Source organism: Rhizobacter sp. AJA081-3, from assembly GCF_017795745.1.
Classification (GTDB): domain Bacteria; phylum Pseudomonadota; class Gammaproteobacteria; order Burkholderiales; family Burkholderiaceae_C; genus Piscinibacter.
Genome location: NZ_CP059067.1, coordinates 1,090,628 through 1,104,738, shown reverse-complemented (window position 1 = coordinate 1,104,738; position 14,111 = coordinate 1,090,628). Strand labels below are relative to the sequence as shown.

The 14,111-nt window shown below is 70.2% G+C and carries 12 protein-coding genes; 6 read left to right on the top strand and 6 right to left on the bottom strand.

From position 1 onward, the window contains the following. Positions 1–95 precede the first annotated feature (95 nt). Positions 96–1,499, top strand: a complete 1,404-nt coding sequence (locus HZ992_RS05445; RefSeq protein ID WP_209385670.1) for a sigma-54-dependent transcriptional regulator — start codon at positions 96–98, stop codon at positions 1,497–1,499. Positions 1,500–1,514: 15 nt separating this feature from the next. Then, on the top strand, positions 1,515–3,518 hold the full coding sequence (locus HZ992_RS05440; RefSeq protein WP_209385669.1) for a sensor histidine kinase: 2,004 nt from the start codon (positions 1,515–1,517) through the stop codon (positions 3,516–3,518). 4 nt (positions 3,519–3,522) lie between these two features. On the opposite strand, the gene HZ992_RS05435 is transcribed toward HZ992_RS05440, so the two are convergent. From HZ992_RS05435 to apbC, 5 genes are read right to left on the bottom strand one after another with little or no spacing between them, the layout of a single operon-like run. Further along, the gene (locus HZ992_RS05435) at positions 3,523–4,155 is read right to left on the bottom strand and encodes a TorD/DmsD family molecular chaperone (protein ID WP_209385668.1); all 633 of its coding nucleotides are present in this window, start codon (positions 4,153–4,155) and stop codon (positions 3,523–3,525) included. Further along, on the bottom strand, positions 4,152–6,332 hold the full coding sequence (locus tag HZ992_RS05430; RefSeq protein ID WP_209385667.1) for a 4Fe-4S binding protein: 2,181 nt from the start codon (positions 6,330–6,332) through the stop codon (positions 4,152–4,154). Before HZ992_RS05430 ends, HZ992_RS05435 begins: the two co-directional genes overlap by 4 nt. Continuing rightward, positions 6,229–6,828 carry a DUF3306 domain-containing protein gene (locus HZ992_RS05425; RefSeq protein WP_209385666.1) on the bottom strand — a complete coding sequence of 200 codons (600 nt, stop codon included), beginning with the start codon at positions 6,826–6,828 and terminating at the stop codon, positions 6,229–6,231. Before HZ992_RS05425 ends, HZ992_RS05430 begins: the two co-directional genes overlap by 104 nt. A gap of 7 nt (positions 6,829–6,835) precedes the next feature. Then, positions 6,836–7,321: a DUF3305 domain-containing protein gene (locus tag HZ992_RS05420; protein ID WP_209385665.1), complete on the bottom strand. Its 486-nt coding sequence runs from the start codon at positions 7,319–7,321 to the stop codon at positions 6,836–6,838. A 13-nt stretch (positions 7,322–7,334) separates the two neighbouring features. Next, complete coding sequence (apbC, locus tag HZ992_RS05415) at positions 7,335–8,426, bottom strand: iron-sulfur cluster carrier protein ApbC (RefSeq protein ID WP_209385664.1); 1,092 nt, start codon at positions 8,424–8,426, stop codon at positions 7,335–7,337. Positions 8,427–8,576: 150 nt separating this feature from the next. On the opposite strand from apbC, the gene metG reads away from it, so the two are divergent. Next, the gene (gene metG / locus HZ992_RS05410; protein WP_209385663.1) at positions 8,577–10,622 is read left to right on the top strand and encodes a methionine--tRNA ligase; all 2,046 of its coding nucleotides are present in this window, start codon (positions 8,577–8,579) and stop codon (positions 10,620–10,622) included. Positions 10,623–10,662: 40 nt separating this feature from the next. Here metG and HZ992_RS05405 read toward each other — a convergent pair whose 3' ends face one another. Next, positions 10,663–12,168 (bottom strand): CYTH and CHAD domain-containing protein, encoded by a 1,506-nt coding sequence (locus HZ992_RS05405; protein WP_209385662.1) that lies wholly within the window; start codon positions 12,166–12,168, stop codon positions 10,663–10,665. 94 nt (positions 12,169–12,262) lie between these two features. Between HZ992_RS05405 and HZ992_RS05400 the strand changes: the two genes are divergently transcribed. From HZ992_RS05400 to HZ992_RS05390, 3 genes are all read left to right on the top strand, one after another. Continuing rightward, entirely contained in the window at positions 12,263–12,934 is a 672-nt protein-coding gene (locus HZ992_RS05400) for a hypothetical protein (protein WP_209385661.1), read from the top strand. A gap of 78 nt (positions 12,935–13,012) precedes the next feature. Beyond that, positions 13,013–13,216, top strand: a complete 204-nt coding sequence (locus tag HZ992_RS05395; protein ID WP_209385660.1) for a DUF3460 family protein — start codon at positions 13,013–13,015, stop codon at positions 13,214–13,216. Between the two features lie 32 nt (positions 13,217–13,248). After that, positions 13,249–14,079 carry a segregation and condensation protein A gene (locus HZ992_RS05390; protein WP_209387052.1) on the top strand — a complete coding sequence of 277 codons (831 nt, stop codon included), beginning with the start codon at positions 13,249–13,251 and terminating at the stop codon, positions 14,077–14,079. Positions 14,080–14,111 lie beyond the last annotated feature (32 nt).

The window sequence follows — 14,111 nt, the reverse complement described above, 5'->3', positions numbered from 1 at the left end:
AATGACCGAGGGTATCCACTCGGTCCAGCGCCCTGCCCGACCGGTGCGATGCGGCGCGTGTGCCACAGTAGCGCCTTGCGAAACACCGCGATCCGATGCCCTCGACCCCGATCCCGCCCGAATGGCCCCTGGCCCACCTGCTCGTCGTCGACGACGAAGCCGGCATGCGCAACTTCCTCGAGAAGACCCTGGCCAGCCGCTGCGGCGAGGTACACAGCGCGGCCGACGCCGAGTCCGGCGACGAGTTGGTGCGGCGCCACCGCTTCGACCTGCTGATCCTCGACATCACGTTGCCCGGCAAGAGCGGCATCGCCTGGCTGCGCGAGCTGCGCGAGCGCGGCTTCGGCGGCGAAGTGGTGCTGATCACCGCCTTCGCCGACCTCGACACCGCGATCGAGGCCCTGCGTGCCGGCGCCAGCGACTTCATCCTCAAGCCGTTTCGCGTCACTCAGATCCTCAACGCCGTGCGCCGTGGCCTGGAGCGCGCGAAGCTGCAGCGCGAGAACTGGGTGCTGCGCCGAGCGCTCCTGCAGCGCACGCCGCCGGCCGACGGCCTGATCGGGCGCTCGATCGCCATCAAGGGCCTGCAAAGCGCGCTGCAGCGCGTGGCCGCCGTCAACAGCACGGTGCTGCTGACTGGCGAATCGGGCACCGGCAAGGAGCTGGCCGCGCTCGCCCTGCACCGCAACAGCCCGCGCCGTGGCGGCCCCTTCGTGCCGGTGAACTGCGCCACCATGTCGCCGGAGCACGTGGAGCACGAACTCTTCGGCCACGCGCACGGTGCGGCCGAAGGCCGCGGGCCGGGGCGCGACGGGCTGTTCGTGTATGCCCAGGGCGGCACGCTGTTCCTCGACGAGATCGGTGACCTGCCGCTGCCGCTGCAGGCCACGCTGCTGCGCGTGCTGGAGGACCGGCGCATCCGCCCGGTGGGCAGCGAGCAGCAGATCCCGGTGGACGTGCGCATCGTCGCCGCCACCAACCGCCGACTGGCCGACGAGGTGGCCGAGGGCCGTTTCCGCGCCGACCTCTACTACCGGCTGCAGGTGGTGGAGATCAACCTGCCGCCGCTGCGCTCGCACAAGGAAGACATCCCCGACCTCGTCGAGCACTTCATCGCCACGCTGGCCCCGCAGCTCGGCGTGGCGCCGATGGAAGTGACGGCCGAGGAGCTCGGCTATCTGGCGCAATACGACTGGCCGGGCAACGTGCGCGAACTGCGCAACCTGATCGAGCGCTCGCTGATCCTCGGCGCGCTCAACGTCTCGGCGCTGTACCAGGGGCTGTCGCGCATGCAGGCCGAGCCGCGCGCAAGGGCCGCTGCCGGCCCCACCGACCTGCATGCGCTGGAGAAGCAGCACATCCTCTCGGTGCTCGAATCGGTGGGCGGCGACAAGACACGTGCCGCGCAACTGCTGGGCATCTCGCGCCGCACGCTGGAGCGCCGCGTCGCCGAATGGAGCGAGGGTGCTACGAGCGCCCGCTCCGCGCGACCGGCCTGAGTGCCGCCCGCCCCGATGATGGGACGCTTCCGCGACCTGCCCATCCGCGGCAAGCTGCTGGCGATGGTGCTGGTGCCGCTGGCGGTGGTGCTGCCGCTGCTGGGCATCATCCTGCTGGTGTGGGCCGACCTGTCCTTCGACCGGCTGCTCATCACCAAGGTGCGCTCCGACCTGGCTGTGGCCAACGGCTACTTCGAGCGCGTGCTCGGCGAAGTCGGCGCGAGTGCCGCGACGCTGGCGGACTCGAACGCGCTGCACCTCGAGCTGGCCCGGCAGCCGGCGGCCGAGCTGGTGCCGCTGCTGCAGCGCTTCAAGACACGCGAAGGGCTGGACTTCGTCAACTTCCGCCGCAGCGACGGCACGCTGGTCGCCACGGACTTCGCGCCGGCCGGCGAGACCAGCGCGGCGCCGGCATTCCGCCTGCGCGGCGCGGCACAACGCCGCGCCAGCGTCGAGATCCTCTCGCCCGACGAGCTGGAGCGCCTGGCGCCGGCGCTCATCCCGCGCGTCACGGTGCCCCTGGTCGAGACGCGCAACGCTGCGCCGACCACCCGCGCCCAGGAAGACCGGGCGATGGTGGTGCTGGCCAGCGCGCCGGTGGTGTCGGCCGACGGCCGACAACTCGGCCATGTGCAGGCCGGCGTGCTGCTCAACCGCAACCTGCCCTTCATCGACCACATCAACGGCATCGTCTACCCCGAAGGCTCGCTGCCCTTCGGCAGCCAGGGCACGGCCACGCTGTTCCTCGACGACGTGCGCATCAGCACCAACGTGCGCCTGTTCGGCGCCGACCCGACCAACCGGGCCATCGGCACCCGTGTGTCGCAGACCGTGCGCGACGCCGTGCTCGGCCGCGGCGGCACCTGGCTGGACCGCGCCTTCGTGGTCAGCGACTGGTACGTCTCGGGCTACCAGCCGCTGGCCGACGGCGCGGGGCAGCGCGTGGGCATGCTCTACGTCGGTTTCCTCGAGCAGCCGTTCACGCTGCTCAAGTACGGCGCGCTGGCGGCGATCGGGCTGATCTTCGGCGCGGTGATGGTGGCCGCCGCGCTGGTCTCGCTGCGCGGCGCACGCGGCATCTTCGGGCCGATCGAGCAGATGGCGCAGACCATGCAGCGTGTCGAGGCCGGCGAGATGGGCGCGCGCGTCGGCCCGGTGCCCGGCCACGACGAGATCGGCCAGCTCGCCGGCCACCTCGACCACCTGCTCGACACCATCGACGACAAGACCCAGGCCCTGCAGCGCTGGAATGCCGAGCTCGATGCCAAGGTGGCCGAGCGCACGCGCGCGCTCGAGGCCGCGCAGCAGCAACTGGTGCGCAGCGAGAAGCTCGCCGCGGTGGGCCAGCTCACCGCCAGCATCGCGCACGAGGTGAACAACCCGATCGCGGTGATCCAGGGCAACCTCGACCTGGCGCGCGAGCTGCTCGGCGCGGATGCGCAGCGGGTGTCGGGCGAGCTGAGGCTGGTCGACGAACAGGTCGAGCGCATGCGGCTGATCGTCACGCAGCTGCTGCAGTTCGCGCGGCCGAACGAGTTCGCCGGCTACATCGACAACGTCGACACTGCACAGGCGCTGCAGAGCTGCCTGGTGCTGGTGGCGCACCTGCTCTCGCGCACACGCATCGAGCTGCAGCGCGAGCTGCACGCCACGCGGCTGCCGGCGGTGAACCGGAACGAGCTGCAGCAGGTGCTGGTGAACCTGCTGGTCAACGCCATCCACGCCATGCCCGAGGGCGGCACGCTGACACTGGCCACGCGCGACGCTGGCGACGACGCGGTGGAGATCGACGTGGCCGACACCGGCGCGGGGCTGGACGCCGAGCTGCTGGCCGAGCTGTTCCAGCCTTTCGTGACGCGCAAGAAGGACGGCACGGGCCTGGGCCTGTGGATCAGCCGCAGCATCGTCGAGCGCTACGGCGGCGACATCCGCGCCGCCAACCGCGGCGACGGCCGGCCCGGAGCGGTATTCACCGTGATGCTGCGTGTCGAGGACCGCGGCGCGCGCGTCCCAGGCTAGGGCGCTACTGCTCCAGCAGGTCGAAGCCCTGCGTCTCGACCTGCACGAAGGCGCGCGTGAAGTCGGCCAGCGCTCGGTACAGCTGCGCGCGCGGCTGCGCATCCACCGCATCGCACAGCTTCTCGACCCAGGGCTGCAGGTGCCCGCGGAAGAAGCGGCGCTGCTGCTCGAGGTTGCACACCGCCACGTCGTCCCCGGCGATCAGGTAGCGCATCACCTCGAAGACGCCGGCGATGTGGTCCTCGGTCTCGCCGCGGGTCTCGTCGCGCGCCAGGCCGAGCGCGGCCAGGTCGTGCCGCAACGCGGCCAGCGGCTTCTCGTTGAGGAAGCCGCTGAGGTAGTACGAGCCGTAGAGGAACACCTCCGGCTTGCCCACGCCGAGGAACAGGCCGTCGTACTCGCGCGCCGCGGCCTCGGCGGTGGTGGCGCGCATCGCGGCCACCAGCGCCTGCCACGGCCTTTCGAGGAAGGCGCCTTCCTGCGGCGCCTGCGTCACCGCGACACGGAACTGCGCCAGCAGCGCCTCGTCGGGCGCGGCCAGCCACAGCCGCGACAGCAGCCCGTACAGCTCGGCTCGCGCCAGCTCCTCGCTGTCGTCGGCGCTGGCGAAGGTCATGGCGGTCGGCTTGTCGCTCATAGGTCGGTGATCTTCGTTTCGTTCGGGTTGCTGTAGATGTCGATCACGCGGCAGTCGCCGCACATCTGCAGCCGCTTGAGCGCCTCGCCCTGGAAGGCGCTGTGGCCCGACAGCTTGGTCAGCATGTTCTCGATCGCGCGCATCGTGCCGAAGGGCTTGCCGCACTGGATGCAGCGGTAGGGCTCGGCCTCGTTGAGCACGCGCGCGGCCTTGCGCGCCTTGCCGCCATCGGCCAGCCACAGGCGCGGCTGCAGCGTGATCGCGCCCTCCGGGCAGGTGGTGGCGCACAGGCCGCATTGCACGCAGTTCTTCTCGATGAACTTGAGCTGCGGCTTGTCGGGGTTGTCGGCCAGCGCGGCCTCGGGGCAGGCGCCCACGCAGCTTAGGCACATCGTGCATTTGGCCGTGTCGACAAGCAGGCTGCCGAAGGGCGAGCCGGCCGCCGGCAGCGCGATCTCGTCGGCCGCGGCCGGTGCCTGCGTGAGCAGGTGGTCGAGCGCGAGGTCCAGCGTGGCGCGTTTGTCGGCCTGCGCGGCCAGCGCGCCGGGCTGCGCCACGCCTTGCGCGGCCGGCGCGCGCAGCGCCGCGTCGAGCGCCGCGAGGTCGCGCGCATCGCGGGCCTCGATCAGCCTGAAGTGCTCGCCGCGGTAACCCAGGCCGGAAAGAATGGCCTGCGCCACCGCCATCTGCTCGGCCAGCGCCGCGCGGTACTCGGGCGCCTCTTCCTCGGTGAGCAGCACCCACACCTGGTTGGCGCCGCCCGCGATCGCGGCCAGCCACAGGTCCAGGCCGACGCTCGCCGTGTGCCACAGCGCCACCGGCAGCACGCGCGCCGGCATGCCGCGCACGGCCTTGTCGGTGCGCGCCGCACGGCCGAGCTCGCCGATCAGGCGTGTGCCCGCAACTTCGCTGTGCAGCAGCAGCGCCGCGTCCTTGCCGCCGGCCAGCCGGTAGGCGCCGAGCATGGTGCGCAGCTTGCGGCCCTGGTCCACCGTGCCGGGGTAGCCGAAGGCCAGCGCGCCGCTCGGGCAGACCGTGCTGCAGGCGCCACAGCCCACGCACAGGTGCGGTTCGACGACGATGCCGCCGGCCGCCTCGCCCTTCGACTTGCCCTTGCGCGACGCATCGCTGCGGATGGCGCGCGTCGAGCACACGTCGATGCAGGCCGTGCAGCCGATCTGCTCGTTGCGGCTGTGTGCGCACAGCTTGGGCTTGTAGTGGAAGAACTTCGGCTTCTCGAACTCGCCGTCGCGCTCGCGCAACTCGAGCACGGCCTTGAGCAGCCGCCGTTCGGCATCGCCGCCGCGGCCGACATGGAAGTAGCCCTGCGGCGGCTGGTGCATCGTGAAGGCGGGGCTCTCGCGCAGGTCGAGCACAAGGTCGAAGTCGTCTTCGGCCTGTTGCGGGGCGCGCTGGAAGTCGATCGCGCCGGCAGCGTCGCAGACTTTCACGCAGTCGCGGTGGCTCTTGCAGCGAGACAGGTCGACCTGGTAGCTGAAGTCGATGGCGCCTTCGGGGCAGGCGTCGACGCAGGCATTGCAGCGCGTGCACAGGTCCAGGTCGATCGGGTTGCCGCTCTCCCACTCGGCATGGAAGGCGCCGAGCCAGCCGGTGAGCTTCGTCAGCCGCCCCGCCATCACGGCGCGCTCACGCACCTGCGGCAGCGCGCCGCCCGGCCGGTCGATCAGCAGCACGACGTCGAGCTTGTCGGCCAGCATCGCTGCGGCGCGCTCGGCGTCATCGGCCTGCCCGATCACCAGGCAGCGGCCCTGCGAGCGGTAGCTCACCGTGGCCACCGGGTCGGGGTCGGGCAGCTGCGCGGCGGCGATCAGCGCGGCGATCTTCGGCGCGGCGTCCTTCGCGTCCTTCGACCAGCCGCCGGTCTCGCGCAGGTTGACGAAGCGGATCGGCCGCTCGGCCACGCGCGGCGCGCCCTCGGTCTGCTCGTTGAGCTCGAGGAACAGCCGGCTCTCCTGCGTGCAGGCGACCAGCAGGTCGTCGCCCTCCTTGGCCGCGCGCTGGAAGGCGCCGGCCTCGCGGCGGCACAGCAGCGTGTGGACGGTGTCCAGCCCCTCAGGGCTGGCCAGCGGCGTCTTCGCCAGCGCCTGGCTCACCGGCGCCAGGCTCGCCGGCGTCAGCGGCATGGTGCGGTTGCAGTCGCAGATCAGCGTCTTCATCGGGGGCGTCTTCCTTCGGGTCGGTCGGTGCCGGTGCCGCCGCGGCGGCGGCCGGCTCGTCCGTCTTCTTCTCGTCGTCGAACAGCCCGAGGAACTGCGACTGCACCATCTGGCGCAGCATGCCCTCGGGCAGCGGGTCGGGCTTGCCGTAGTCGTCGATGTAGGTGTCCAGCCCGTCCATCACGTTGTAGTGCGGATCGGTGAAGAGCTTCTTAAGCGCCGCGTTCTTCACCGTCGGGTCGACGTCGTGGGCAACGAAGCGGCTGAAGTCGGACTCCGCGGTCAGCGTGGCGACGTCGTCGAGCGTGAGCGCAGGCTCGGCCGCTGTCTCCCCGGCGACCGGGAGCTGGGCCTCGGTGGCGAGCGGTGTGGCGGCGGCCACCGGGGCCTCGATCGGTGCAGGCACGGGCGCCGTCGGAACGGGCTCGCGCCCCTCGCGCACCTGGGCCTTGCGCCGCGCCCAGCGCGACAGGAAGCCGCCGTCCTCGCTGGCCATCAGCGCCTCACGAACCGCGCCGCTGCGGCGCCTGGAACGACGCCGGGCGCTTGCGCTGCTTGGGTTCGGGCTTGTAGTGTTCGTCGGTGAAGGCCTGCAGCCATTCGCGCCACTCGGGCTGCAACGGCACGTTGTCGACGCGCTCCTGCGCGTCGAGGCGGCGGCCGGCCTCGTTGTACGACAGCGTCACCTGCTCGGGCCAGGCCCGCGACGGATCTTCGTCGTCGCTGCGCCAGACGACGAACCACACCGGCGCACCGCTGCTCAGGTTGAGGTAGTAGCCCTCGCCCTCGTCGGCGAACAGCTCGACGCGCAGGCCCGGGTGCAGCGTGCTCTGCAACTTGCCGTCGTCGCGCAGCACGCGGGCGGTGTCGCCGAAGGCGTCCTGCATCGGCACCACCTCGGCGATGCGGTGCCGCCAGTCCTCCCAGCGGTTGGGCTGGAAGTCGCGCTCCATCACGACCGCGACGGTCACGGCAGGGCGCTCGGTCATCGGCGGCGGCCTCTCAGGTGTTCTTCGAGATCGAGATGGTCGGGAACTTCGCACTGAAGTCCTTCGCGCGCTGCGCGATCTTCACCGCCACCTGCCGCGCCACGCTCTTGTACAGGCCGGCGATCTCGCCGTCGGGGTCGCTGACCACCGTGGGCCGGCCGGCGTCGGTCTGCACGCGGATCGACAGGTTCAGCGGCAGCGCGCCGAGATAGTCCATCTCGTACTCGGCAGCCATCTTCTTGCCGCCGTCCTCGCCGAAGATGTGCTCGATGTGGCCGCACTTCTCGCACACGTGCACCGCCATGTTCTCGACGATGCCCAGGATCGGCACGCCGACCTTCTCGAACATCTTGATGCCCTTGCGCGCGTCGAGCAGGGCGATGTCCTGCGGCGTGGTGACGATCACCGCCCCGGTCAGCGGCACGCGCTGGCTCAGCGTGAGCTGGATGTCGCCGGTGCCCGGGGGCATGTCGATGATCAGGTAGTCGAGGTTGCCCCAGTTGGTCTGGCGCAGCAGCTGCTCGAGCGCCTGGGTGGCCATCGGGCCGCGCCAGATCATCGGGTTGTCCTGCTCGATCAGGAAGCCGATCGAGATGACCTGCACGCCGTAGTTCTCCAGCGGCTCCATGGTCTTGCCGTCGGCGCTCTCGGGGCGGCCCTCGATGCCCATCATCATCGGCAGGCTGGGGCCGTAGATGTCGGCGTCGAGGATGCCCACCGTGGCGCCCTCGGCGGCCAGCGCCAGCGCGAGGTTGACCGCCGTGGTGCTCTTGCCCACGCCGCCCTTGCCGGAGGCCACGGCGACGATGTTCTTGACATTGGGCAGCAGCTGCACGCCGCGCTGCACGGCATGGGCGATCACCTTGGTGGCCAGGTTGGCGCTGACGTTCTCGACGCCGGCCACGCTGCGCGCAGCGGCGATCAGCGCCTTGCGCAGCGCCGGGATCTGGCTCTTGGCGGGGTAGCCGAGCTCGACGTCGAAGGAGACGTCGCCGCCCTCGACCTTCAGGTTCTTCAGCTGCTTCGTCGAGACGAAGTCTTTGCCCGTGTTCGGGTCGGTCACGCCCTTCAGGGCTTCGAGCAGGGTGGATTCGGTGGCGGCCATGAATGGGGGTGCATAGGAGGCGGGCAGACGGCGCGCAGTCTAGCGCAGGGGGCATGCCCCCACGCCGCCATGGAGACCAGCGCCGCCCGGCCGCTCCTAGAATGCGGGTTTCCCCGCGAAGCCTTCGCGGGCAAGCCTCAGGCCCACGCCATGACCCGCAAGCTCTTCGTCACCACCGCCCTGCCCTACGCCAACGCGCCGTTCCACGTCGGGCACATGATGGAGTACATCCAGGCGGACATCTGGGTGCGCTTCCAGCGCATGCTGGGCAACGAGGTGCACTTCGTCTGTGCCGACGACGCGCACGGCGCGCCGATCATGATCGCCGCCGAGAAGGCGGGCCTGACGCCGCAGGACTTCGTCGCCAAGATCGCCGCCGGCCGCAAGCAGTACCTCGACGGCTTCCACATCGCCTTCGACAACTGGCACTCCACCGACGGGCCCGAGAACCACGAGTTCGCGCAGGACATCTACCTGAAGCTGCGCCGCCAGGGCCTGATCGCCGTGCGTTCGATCGAGCAGTTCTACGACCCGGTCAAGGGCATGTTCCTGCCCGACCGCTACATCAAGGGCGAGTGCCCGAAGTGCGGCGCGAAAGACCAGTACGGCGACTCCTGCGAAGTGTGCGGCGCGGTCTACACGCCCACCGACCTGAAGAACCCGTACTCGACGCTGACCGGCGCGACGCCGGTGATGAAGAGCAGCGAGCACCACTTCTTCCAGCTCTCCTCGCAGCGCTGCATCGACTTCCTGCAGCAGTGGACGCAGGAGCCCGGGCGGCTGCAGAGCGAGGTGCTGAACAAGATCCGCGAGTGGTTCGCCACCGACGAACAGGGCCACGTCAGCCTGGCGGACTGGGACATCAGCCGCGACGCGCCCTACTTCGGCATCCGCATCCCCGACACCGAGGACAAGTACTTCTACGTCTGGCTCGACGCACCGGTGGGCTACCTCGCGTCGCTGAAGAACTACTGCGCGAAGACCGGCCGCGACTACGACGCGCTGATGGCCGACCCGACGCTGGAGCAGATCCACTTCATCGGCAAGGACATCACCTACTTCCACACCCTGTTCTGGCCGGCGATGCTGCACTTCAGCGGCCGCAAGGCGCCCGACAAGGTGTTCGTGCACGGCTTCATCACCGTCAATGGCGGCGAGAAGATGAGCAAGAGCCGCGGCACCGGCATCTCGCCGCTGAAGTACCTCGAGCTCGGCCTGAACGCCGAATGGCTGCGCTACTACATCGCCGCCAAGCTCAACGCGAAGGTCGAGGACATCGACTTCAACCCGGACGACTTTGTCGCCCGCGTCAACAGCGACCTGGTCGGCAAGTACATCAACATCGCCAGCCGCTCGGCCGGCTTCCTCGCCAAGCGCTTCGCCGGCAAGCTGTCGGCGGACATCGGCGTGGAAGGCCGCACCCTGCTCGACGGCCTGCGCGCCCACCGCGCCGAGATCGAGCGCCTGTACGAGGAGCGCGAGTTCGGCAAGGCACTGCGCGAGACCATGCTGCTGGCCGACCGCGTCAACGAGTACGTCGATGCCAACAAGCCCTGGGAACTGGCCAAGCAGGCCGGCCGCGACGCGGTGCTGCACGACGTCTGCACGGTGTGCATCGAAGCCTTCCGCGTGCTGACGATCTACCTCAAGCCGGTGCTGCCGGCGCTGGCGGCGCAGGTCGAAGCTTTCCTGAACGTGGCGCCGATGGACTTCGCCGACGCCTCGCGCGCGCTCGGCGCCCATGTCATCGGCGAGTACAAGCACCTGATGCAGCGGGTCGACCCGGCACTGCTCGACAAGCTCTTCGAGCCGCCGGTGATCGAATTGCCGCCGCCCGGCGGCGAGCCGCTGGCCGACGAGATCAAGGTCGACGACTTCGCGAAGATCGACCTGCGCATCGCGAAGATCGTCAACTGCGAGCATGTCGAGGGCAGCGACAAGCTGCTGCGCCTGACGCTGGACGTCGGTGAAGGCCGCACCCGCAACGTGTTCAGCGGCATCAAGTCGGCCTACCAGCCGGAGCAGCTGATCGGCAAGTTCACCGTGATGGTGGCCAACCTCGCGCCGCGCAAGATGAAGTTCGGCGTCAGTGAGGGCATGGTGCTGGCCGCCAGCCATGCCGACGAGAAAGCCAACCCGGGCCTGTACGTGCTCGAGCCGTGGCCGGGCGCGACTCCCGGACTGCGCGTGCGCTGAAGCCCGGTCGCAGGCGCGTCACTGCGGGTTGCATCTGCGCCTACTGCGACTTCCATGGTCGCCTGGCACGGGTGAACGCTTCAAGCTCGGGGGCACACGCCGCGGCCAGTGCCTCGCGGCGCGCCACAAGCCAGCCCAGCGCGAAAGCCACCGCCGCGTCGGCGGGTGACGCGCTGCGAAAGGCCGTGATCGCCACACCCACGTCGTTGAGCGCGCCGAGCCGGTCCTGCAGGTCGCTCAGCGCACGCAGGTAGCGCGCCAGCTTCTTCCGGCCGAACAGGGCCTGGGTGAATTCGAGCGCATAACGCAGCCGCTTGACGCGCTTGCGCAGGCGATGGCGCGCCGCATCGTCGAGTCCGGCGAAGGCGCGCACGTCACGCTTGACCTGCCGATGCCAGCGCTCCAGGCGCGAAGCGAGCAGCGCCGCCAGCGGCGAATCGTCTGCGGCATCCTGCGCCGTCTTCGTCGGCAGCGTCGCATTCAGCAGGTCGAGCAGCATGGCCTGTGCCGCAGCGCTGCGCAGCACCCGGGCCGGATCGGCGCCGTTACCCTGCGGCAGGCTCGGTGCGACCAGTGCCAGGCCGGCGGACGCGATCGCCTGCTCGAGCTGCGCGCGCAGCGGCGCACCGATGGCGGCCTGGTCGCGAGCGGCGCCGAGCTCGCGGAACAGTGCCGCGCTGGCAGCCGCCAGCGGCGACGCTTCGGCCTCGGTATCGGTGGCGCCGTCGAACAGCGCCAGCGCCGCGCGCAGCCGGCGCAGCCCGACACGCAGCTGGTGCAGATGTTCGTCGCCGAAGATGCCGCTGGCGACCTGGCTCGCATTGGGCAGCACCTGCTGCGCGCAGGCCTGCAACACGGCACGCCGCGCCGCTGCGGCCGGCATGTCGGCGGACAGACGCACGGCGACCGCCTTGCGCGCGGGCGTGTACGGCAGGCCACGCGCCAGCAGATCGCCACGCTCGGCCTTGCTGCGCGTGTCCAGCCACAGGCCGTGGCGGGCCACCCATTGCCGCGCACAGGCCAGCAGCGCGTCGGGGGCGCCGCGCAGCAGTTCGATCTCGAGTTCGCACAGCGGCCGCGACTGCGTTTCGGCCTGCACGCTTCCCGTGTCGAAGGCCAGCTCCACCACCGCACCATGCGTGCGCACCTGGCGCGACAGGCGGCGGATGTCGGTGCGGAACTGGCAGGCCAGCACCGGATCGGCTGCGCCCGAGAGCACCTCGGCCAGGCGCGCACCGGCGGGCGTACCGGCATGCAGTGCCACGTCCAGTGGCGGCGCGGCAGCTGTCCGCCCCGGCCGCACGACGTTGTGCTCCAGCCGGGTCATGGCATCGCCGCCGCTGGCCTTGAGCGTCTGCACCCAGCGTGGACCCTCGCGACGCAGCCGCAGCGCCACGCCGGCGTTCGCCAGGGTGCGCTCGGCGGTGTCGTGGTAGGCCGCCTGCAGGCGCTGCACCTGCCCGGCGCCGGAGCGGCCGGCCACCGCCGCCGCCACGGCCGCGCGTCTTTCGGCGGGCACCTGGAACTTCAGCTCGATTTCGGTCATGCCGCATCGTGACAGAGCACCCCCCTGGGTTTGATGAAACACCCCGCCCGGGCGCTGCGATATCCTTGCCGCATCCCGACTGATTCTCGACGCCGTGGGCTTTCTCGACGACCTCAAACGCCAGGCCGAAGCTGTCAAGGCCGAACAGACCGTCGACGTGGCGGCGCTGGAGCGAAACACGCTGCTGGCCGAATCCGCGTGCAAGACGGTGTTCACCTACTTCGATACGCTGCTGCGCCAGCTGGAGGTGCTCAAGCCGGTGTCCAAGGTGCGCTACGTGCTCGACCGGCGCACCTCGTTCGACCAGCTGCCGCTGACCGGGATGAAGGTCGACGCGCGGCGCAAGAAGCTGCGCGGCAACGACGTCTACGACCACATCGCGCTGCATGCCCGGCTGCGGAACGGCCAGAAGCTCGCGCTGGTGAAGGACTTCCTGCCAGACATCGAGCAGATCGAGTCGCGCATCCGCCAGAGCGGCGCGCCGGTGCATTCGCAGGCCGTGCGCAACCCCGACAACGGCAAGCTGCAGGAGATGCGCTACGAGCTGGCGGTCGATTTCGTGCTGGGCGTGCATGTCACGCCCGAACACGACCGCGGCCGGCTGCACTTCAAGTTCGTCAACTTCGACGGCTTCGAGACGGTGACGGCGGAATTCTCGGCGCTCGAGGTGGGCTCGACCCGCCTGGACGAGCTGGCCCGCTGGCTGTTGGGCGAACCGCACCGCTTCCTCGAGGGTGCGCAGGGGCTGCGCCGGGTCGAAGCCTAGGGGGCCTTCACCGCTGCCGGTAAAATGGCTAGTTCAACTTCGTGCCGGCACCCTCGACAGGGCTGCAGCACCCGCGCCATGCCGCTGTTCTGGAAACCCTACACCTCCGACGTCACCAGCTTCATCGAGCAGCTCAAGGCCGCACGGCCCACGCTCGAAGACGAGCAACGCGCCGGCCGCGCCCTGCTGTGGGACAAGCGCATCGACCGCGCGGCGCAGGCCGACTACCAGGACGCCCGCGTCCCGCAGCAGCCCTACGTCTACCAGACCAAGGCGGAGTGAGCCAGCACGCCCTGGCACCCGAGGTGCCCGTGATGCCTGCGCCCTCGCCCGACGCGCAGGCGCTGCCGCCGGCCGTGGTCGATGCCGTGGCGGTGGCGCGCCTGTACGGCGAGCCGCTGTTCGCGATGCCCACCGACCTGTACATCCCGCCGGATGCGCTGGAGGTGTTCCTCGAGGCCTTCGAGGGCCCGCTGGACCTGCTGCTCTACCTGATCCGCAAGCAGAACTTCAACATCCTCGACATCCCGCTGGCCGACGTGACGCGCCAGTACCTCGCCTACGTCGACCAGATCCGCAAGACGAATCTCGAGCTGGCCAGCGAGTACCTGCTGATGGCGGCGATGCTCATCGAGATCAAGTCGCGCATGCTGCTGCCGCCGAAGAAGAGCGTGGACGGCCAGGAGCCCGAGGATCCGCGTGCCGAACTGGTGCGCCGCCTGATCGAGTACGAGCAGATGAAGCTCGCGGCCGCGAAGATCGATTCCCTGCCGCTGCTGGGCCGCGACTTCCTGCGCGCGCAGGTGACGATCGAGCAGTCGCTCGCGCCGCGCTTCCCCGACGTCGACCCCGACGAACTGCGCGCCGCCTGGGCAGACATCCTCAAGCGCGCCAGGCTGAACCAGCACCACACCATCACCCGCGAGCAGCTCAGCGTGCGCGAGCACATGAGCATCGTGCTGCGCCGCCTGCAGGGCCGGCGCTTCGCGCTGTTCGAGGACCTGTTCGACACCGGCCACGGCCCGCAGGTGCTGGTGGTGACCTTCATCGCCATGCTCGAGCTGGCGCGCGAGCGGCTGCTCGAGATCACCCAGGCCGAGGCCTTCGCGCCGATCTACGTGCGGCTGGCCTACGCACCGGCCTGAATCAAGCACCCGGCGCCGGGGTACCGGCGCCA

Bases quoted from the DNA above. Each gene is read 5' to 3' on its own strand.
- HZ992_RS05445 (WP_209385670.1), top strand. From the start codon at position 96: ATGCCCTCGACCCCGATCCCGCCCGAATGGCCCCTGGCCCACCTGCTC.
- HZ992_RS05440 (WP_209385669.1), top strand. From the start codon at position 1,515: ATGATGGGACGCTTCCGCGACCTGCCCATCCGCGGCAAGCTGCTGGCG.
- HZ992_RS05435 (WP_209385668.1), bottom strand. From the start codon at position 4,155: ATGAGCGACAAGCCGACCGCCATGACCTTCGCCAGCGCCGACGACAGC.
- HZ992_RS05430 (WP_209385667.1), bottom strand. From the start codon at position 6,332: ATGAAGACGCTGATCTGCGACTGCAACCGCACCATGCCGCTGACGCCG.
- HZ992_RS05425 (WP_209385666.1), bottom strand. From the start codon at position 6,828: ATGGCCAGCGAGGACGGCGGCTTCCTGTCGCGCTGGGCGCGGCGCAAG.
- HZ992_RS05420 (WP_209385665.1), bottom strand. From the start codon at position 7,321: ATGACCGAGCGCCCTGCCGTGACCGTCGCGGTCGTGATGGAGCGCGAC.
- apbC (WP_209385664.1), bottom strand. From the start codon at position 8,426: ATGGCCGCCACCGAATCCACCCTGCTCGAAGCCCTGAAGGGCGTGACC.
- metG (WP_209385663.1), top strand. From the start codon at position 8,577: ATGACCCGCAAGCTCTTCGTCACCACCGCCCTGCCCTACGCCAACGCG.
- HZ992_RS05405 (WP_209385662.1), bottom strand. From the start codon at position 12,168: ATGACCGAAATCGAGCTGAAGTTCCAGGTGCCCGCCGAAAGACGCGCG.
- HZ992_RS05395 (WP_209385660.1), top strand. From the start codon at position 13,013: ATGCCGCTGTTCTGGAAACCCTACACCTCCGACGTCACCAGCTTCATC.
- HZ992_RS05390 (WP_209387052.1), top strand. From the start codon at position 13,249: ATGCCTGCGCCCTCGCCCGACGCGCAGGCGCTGCCGCCGGCCGTGGTC.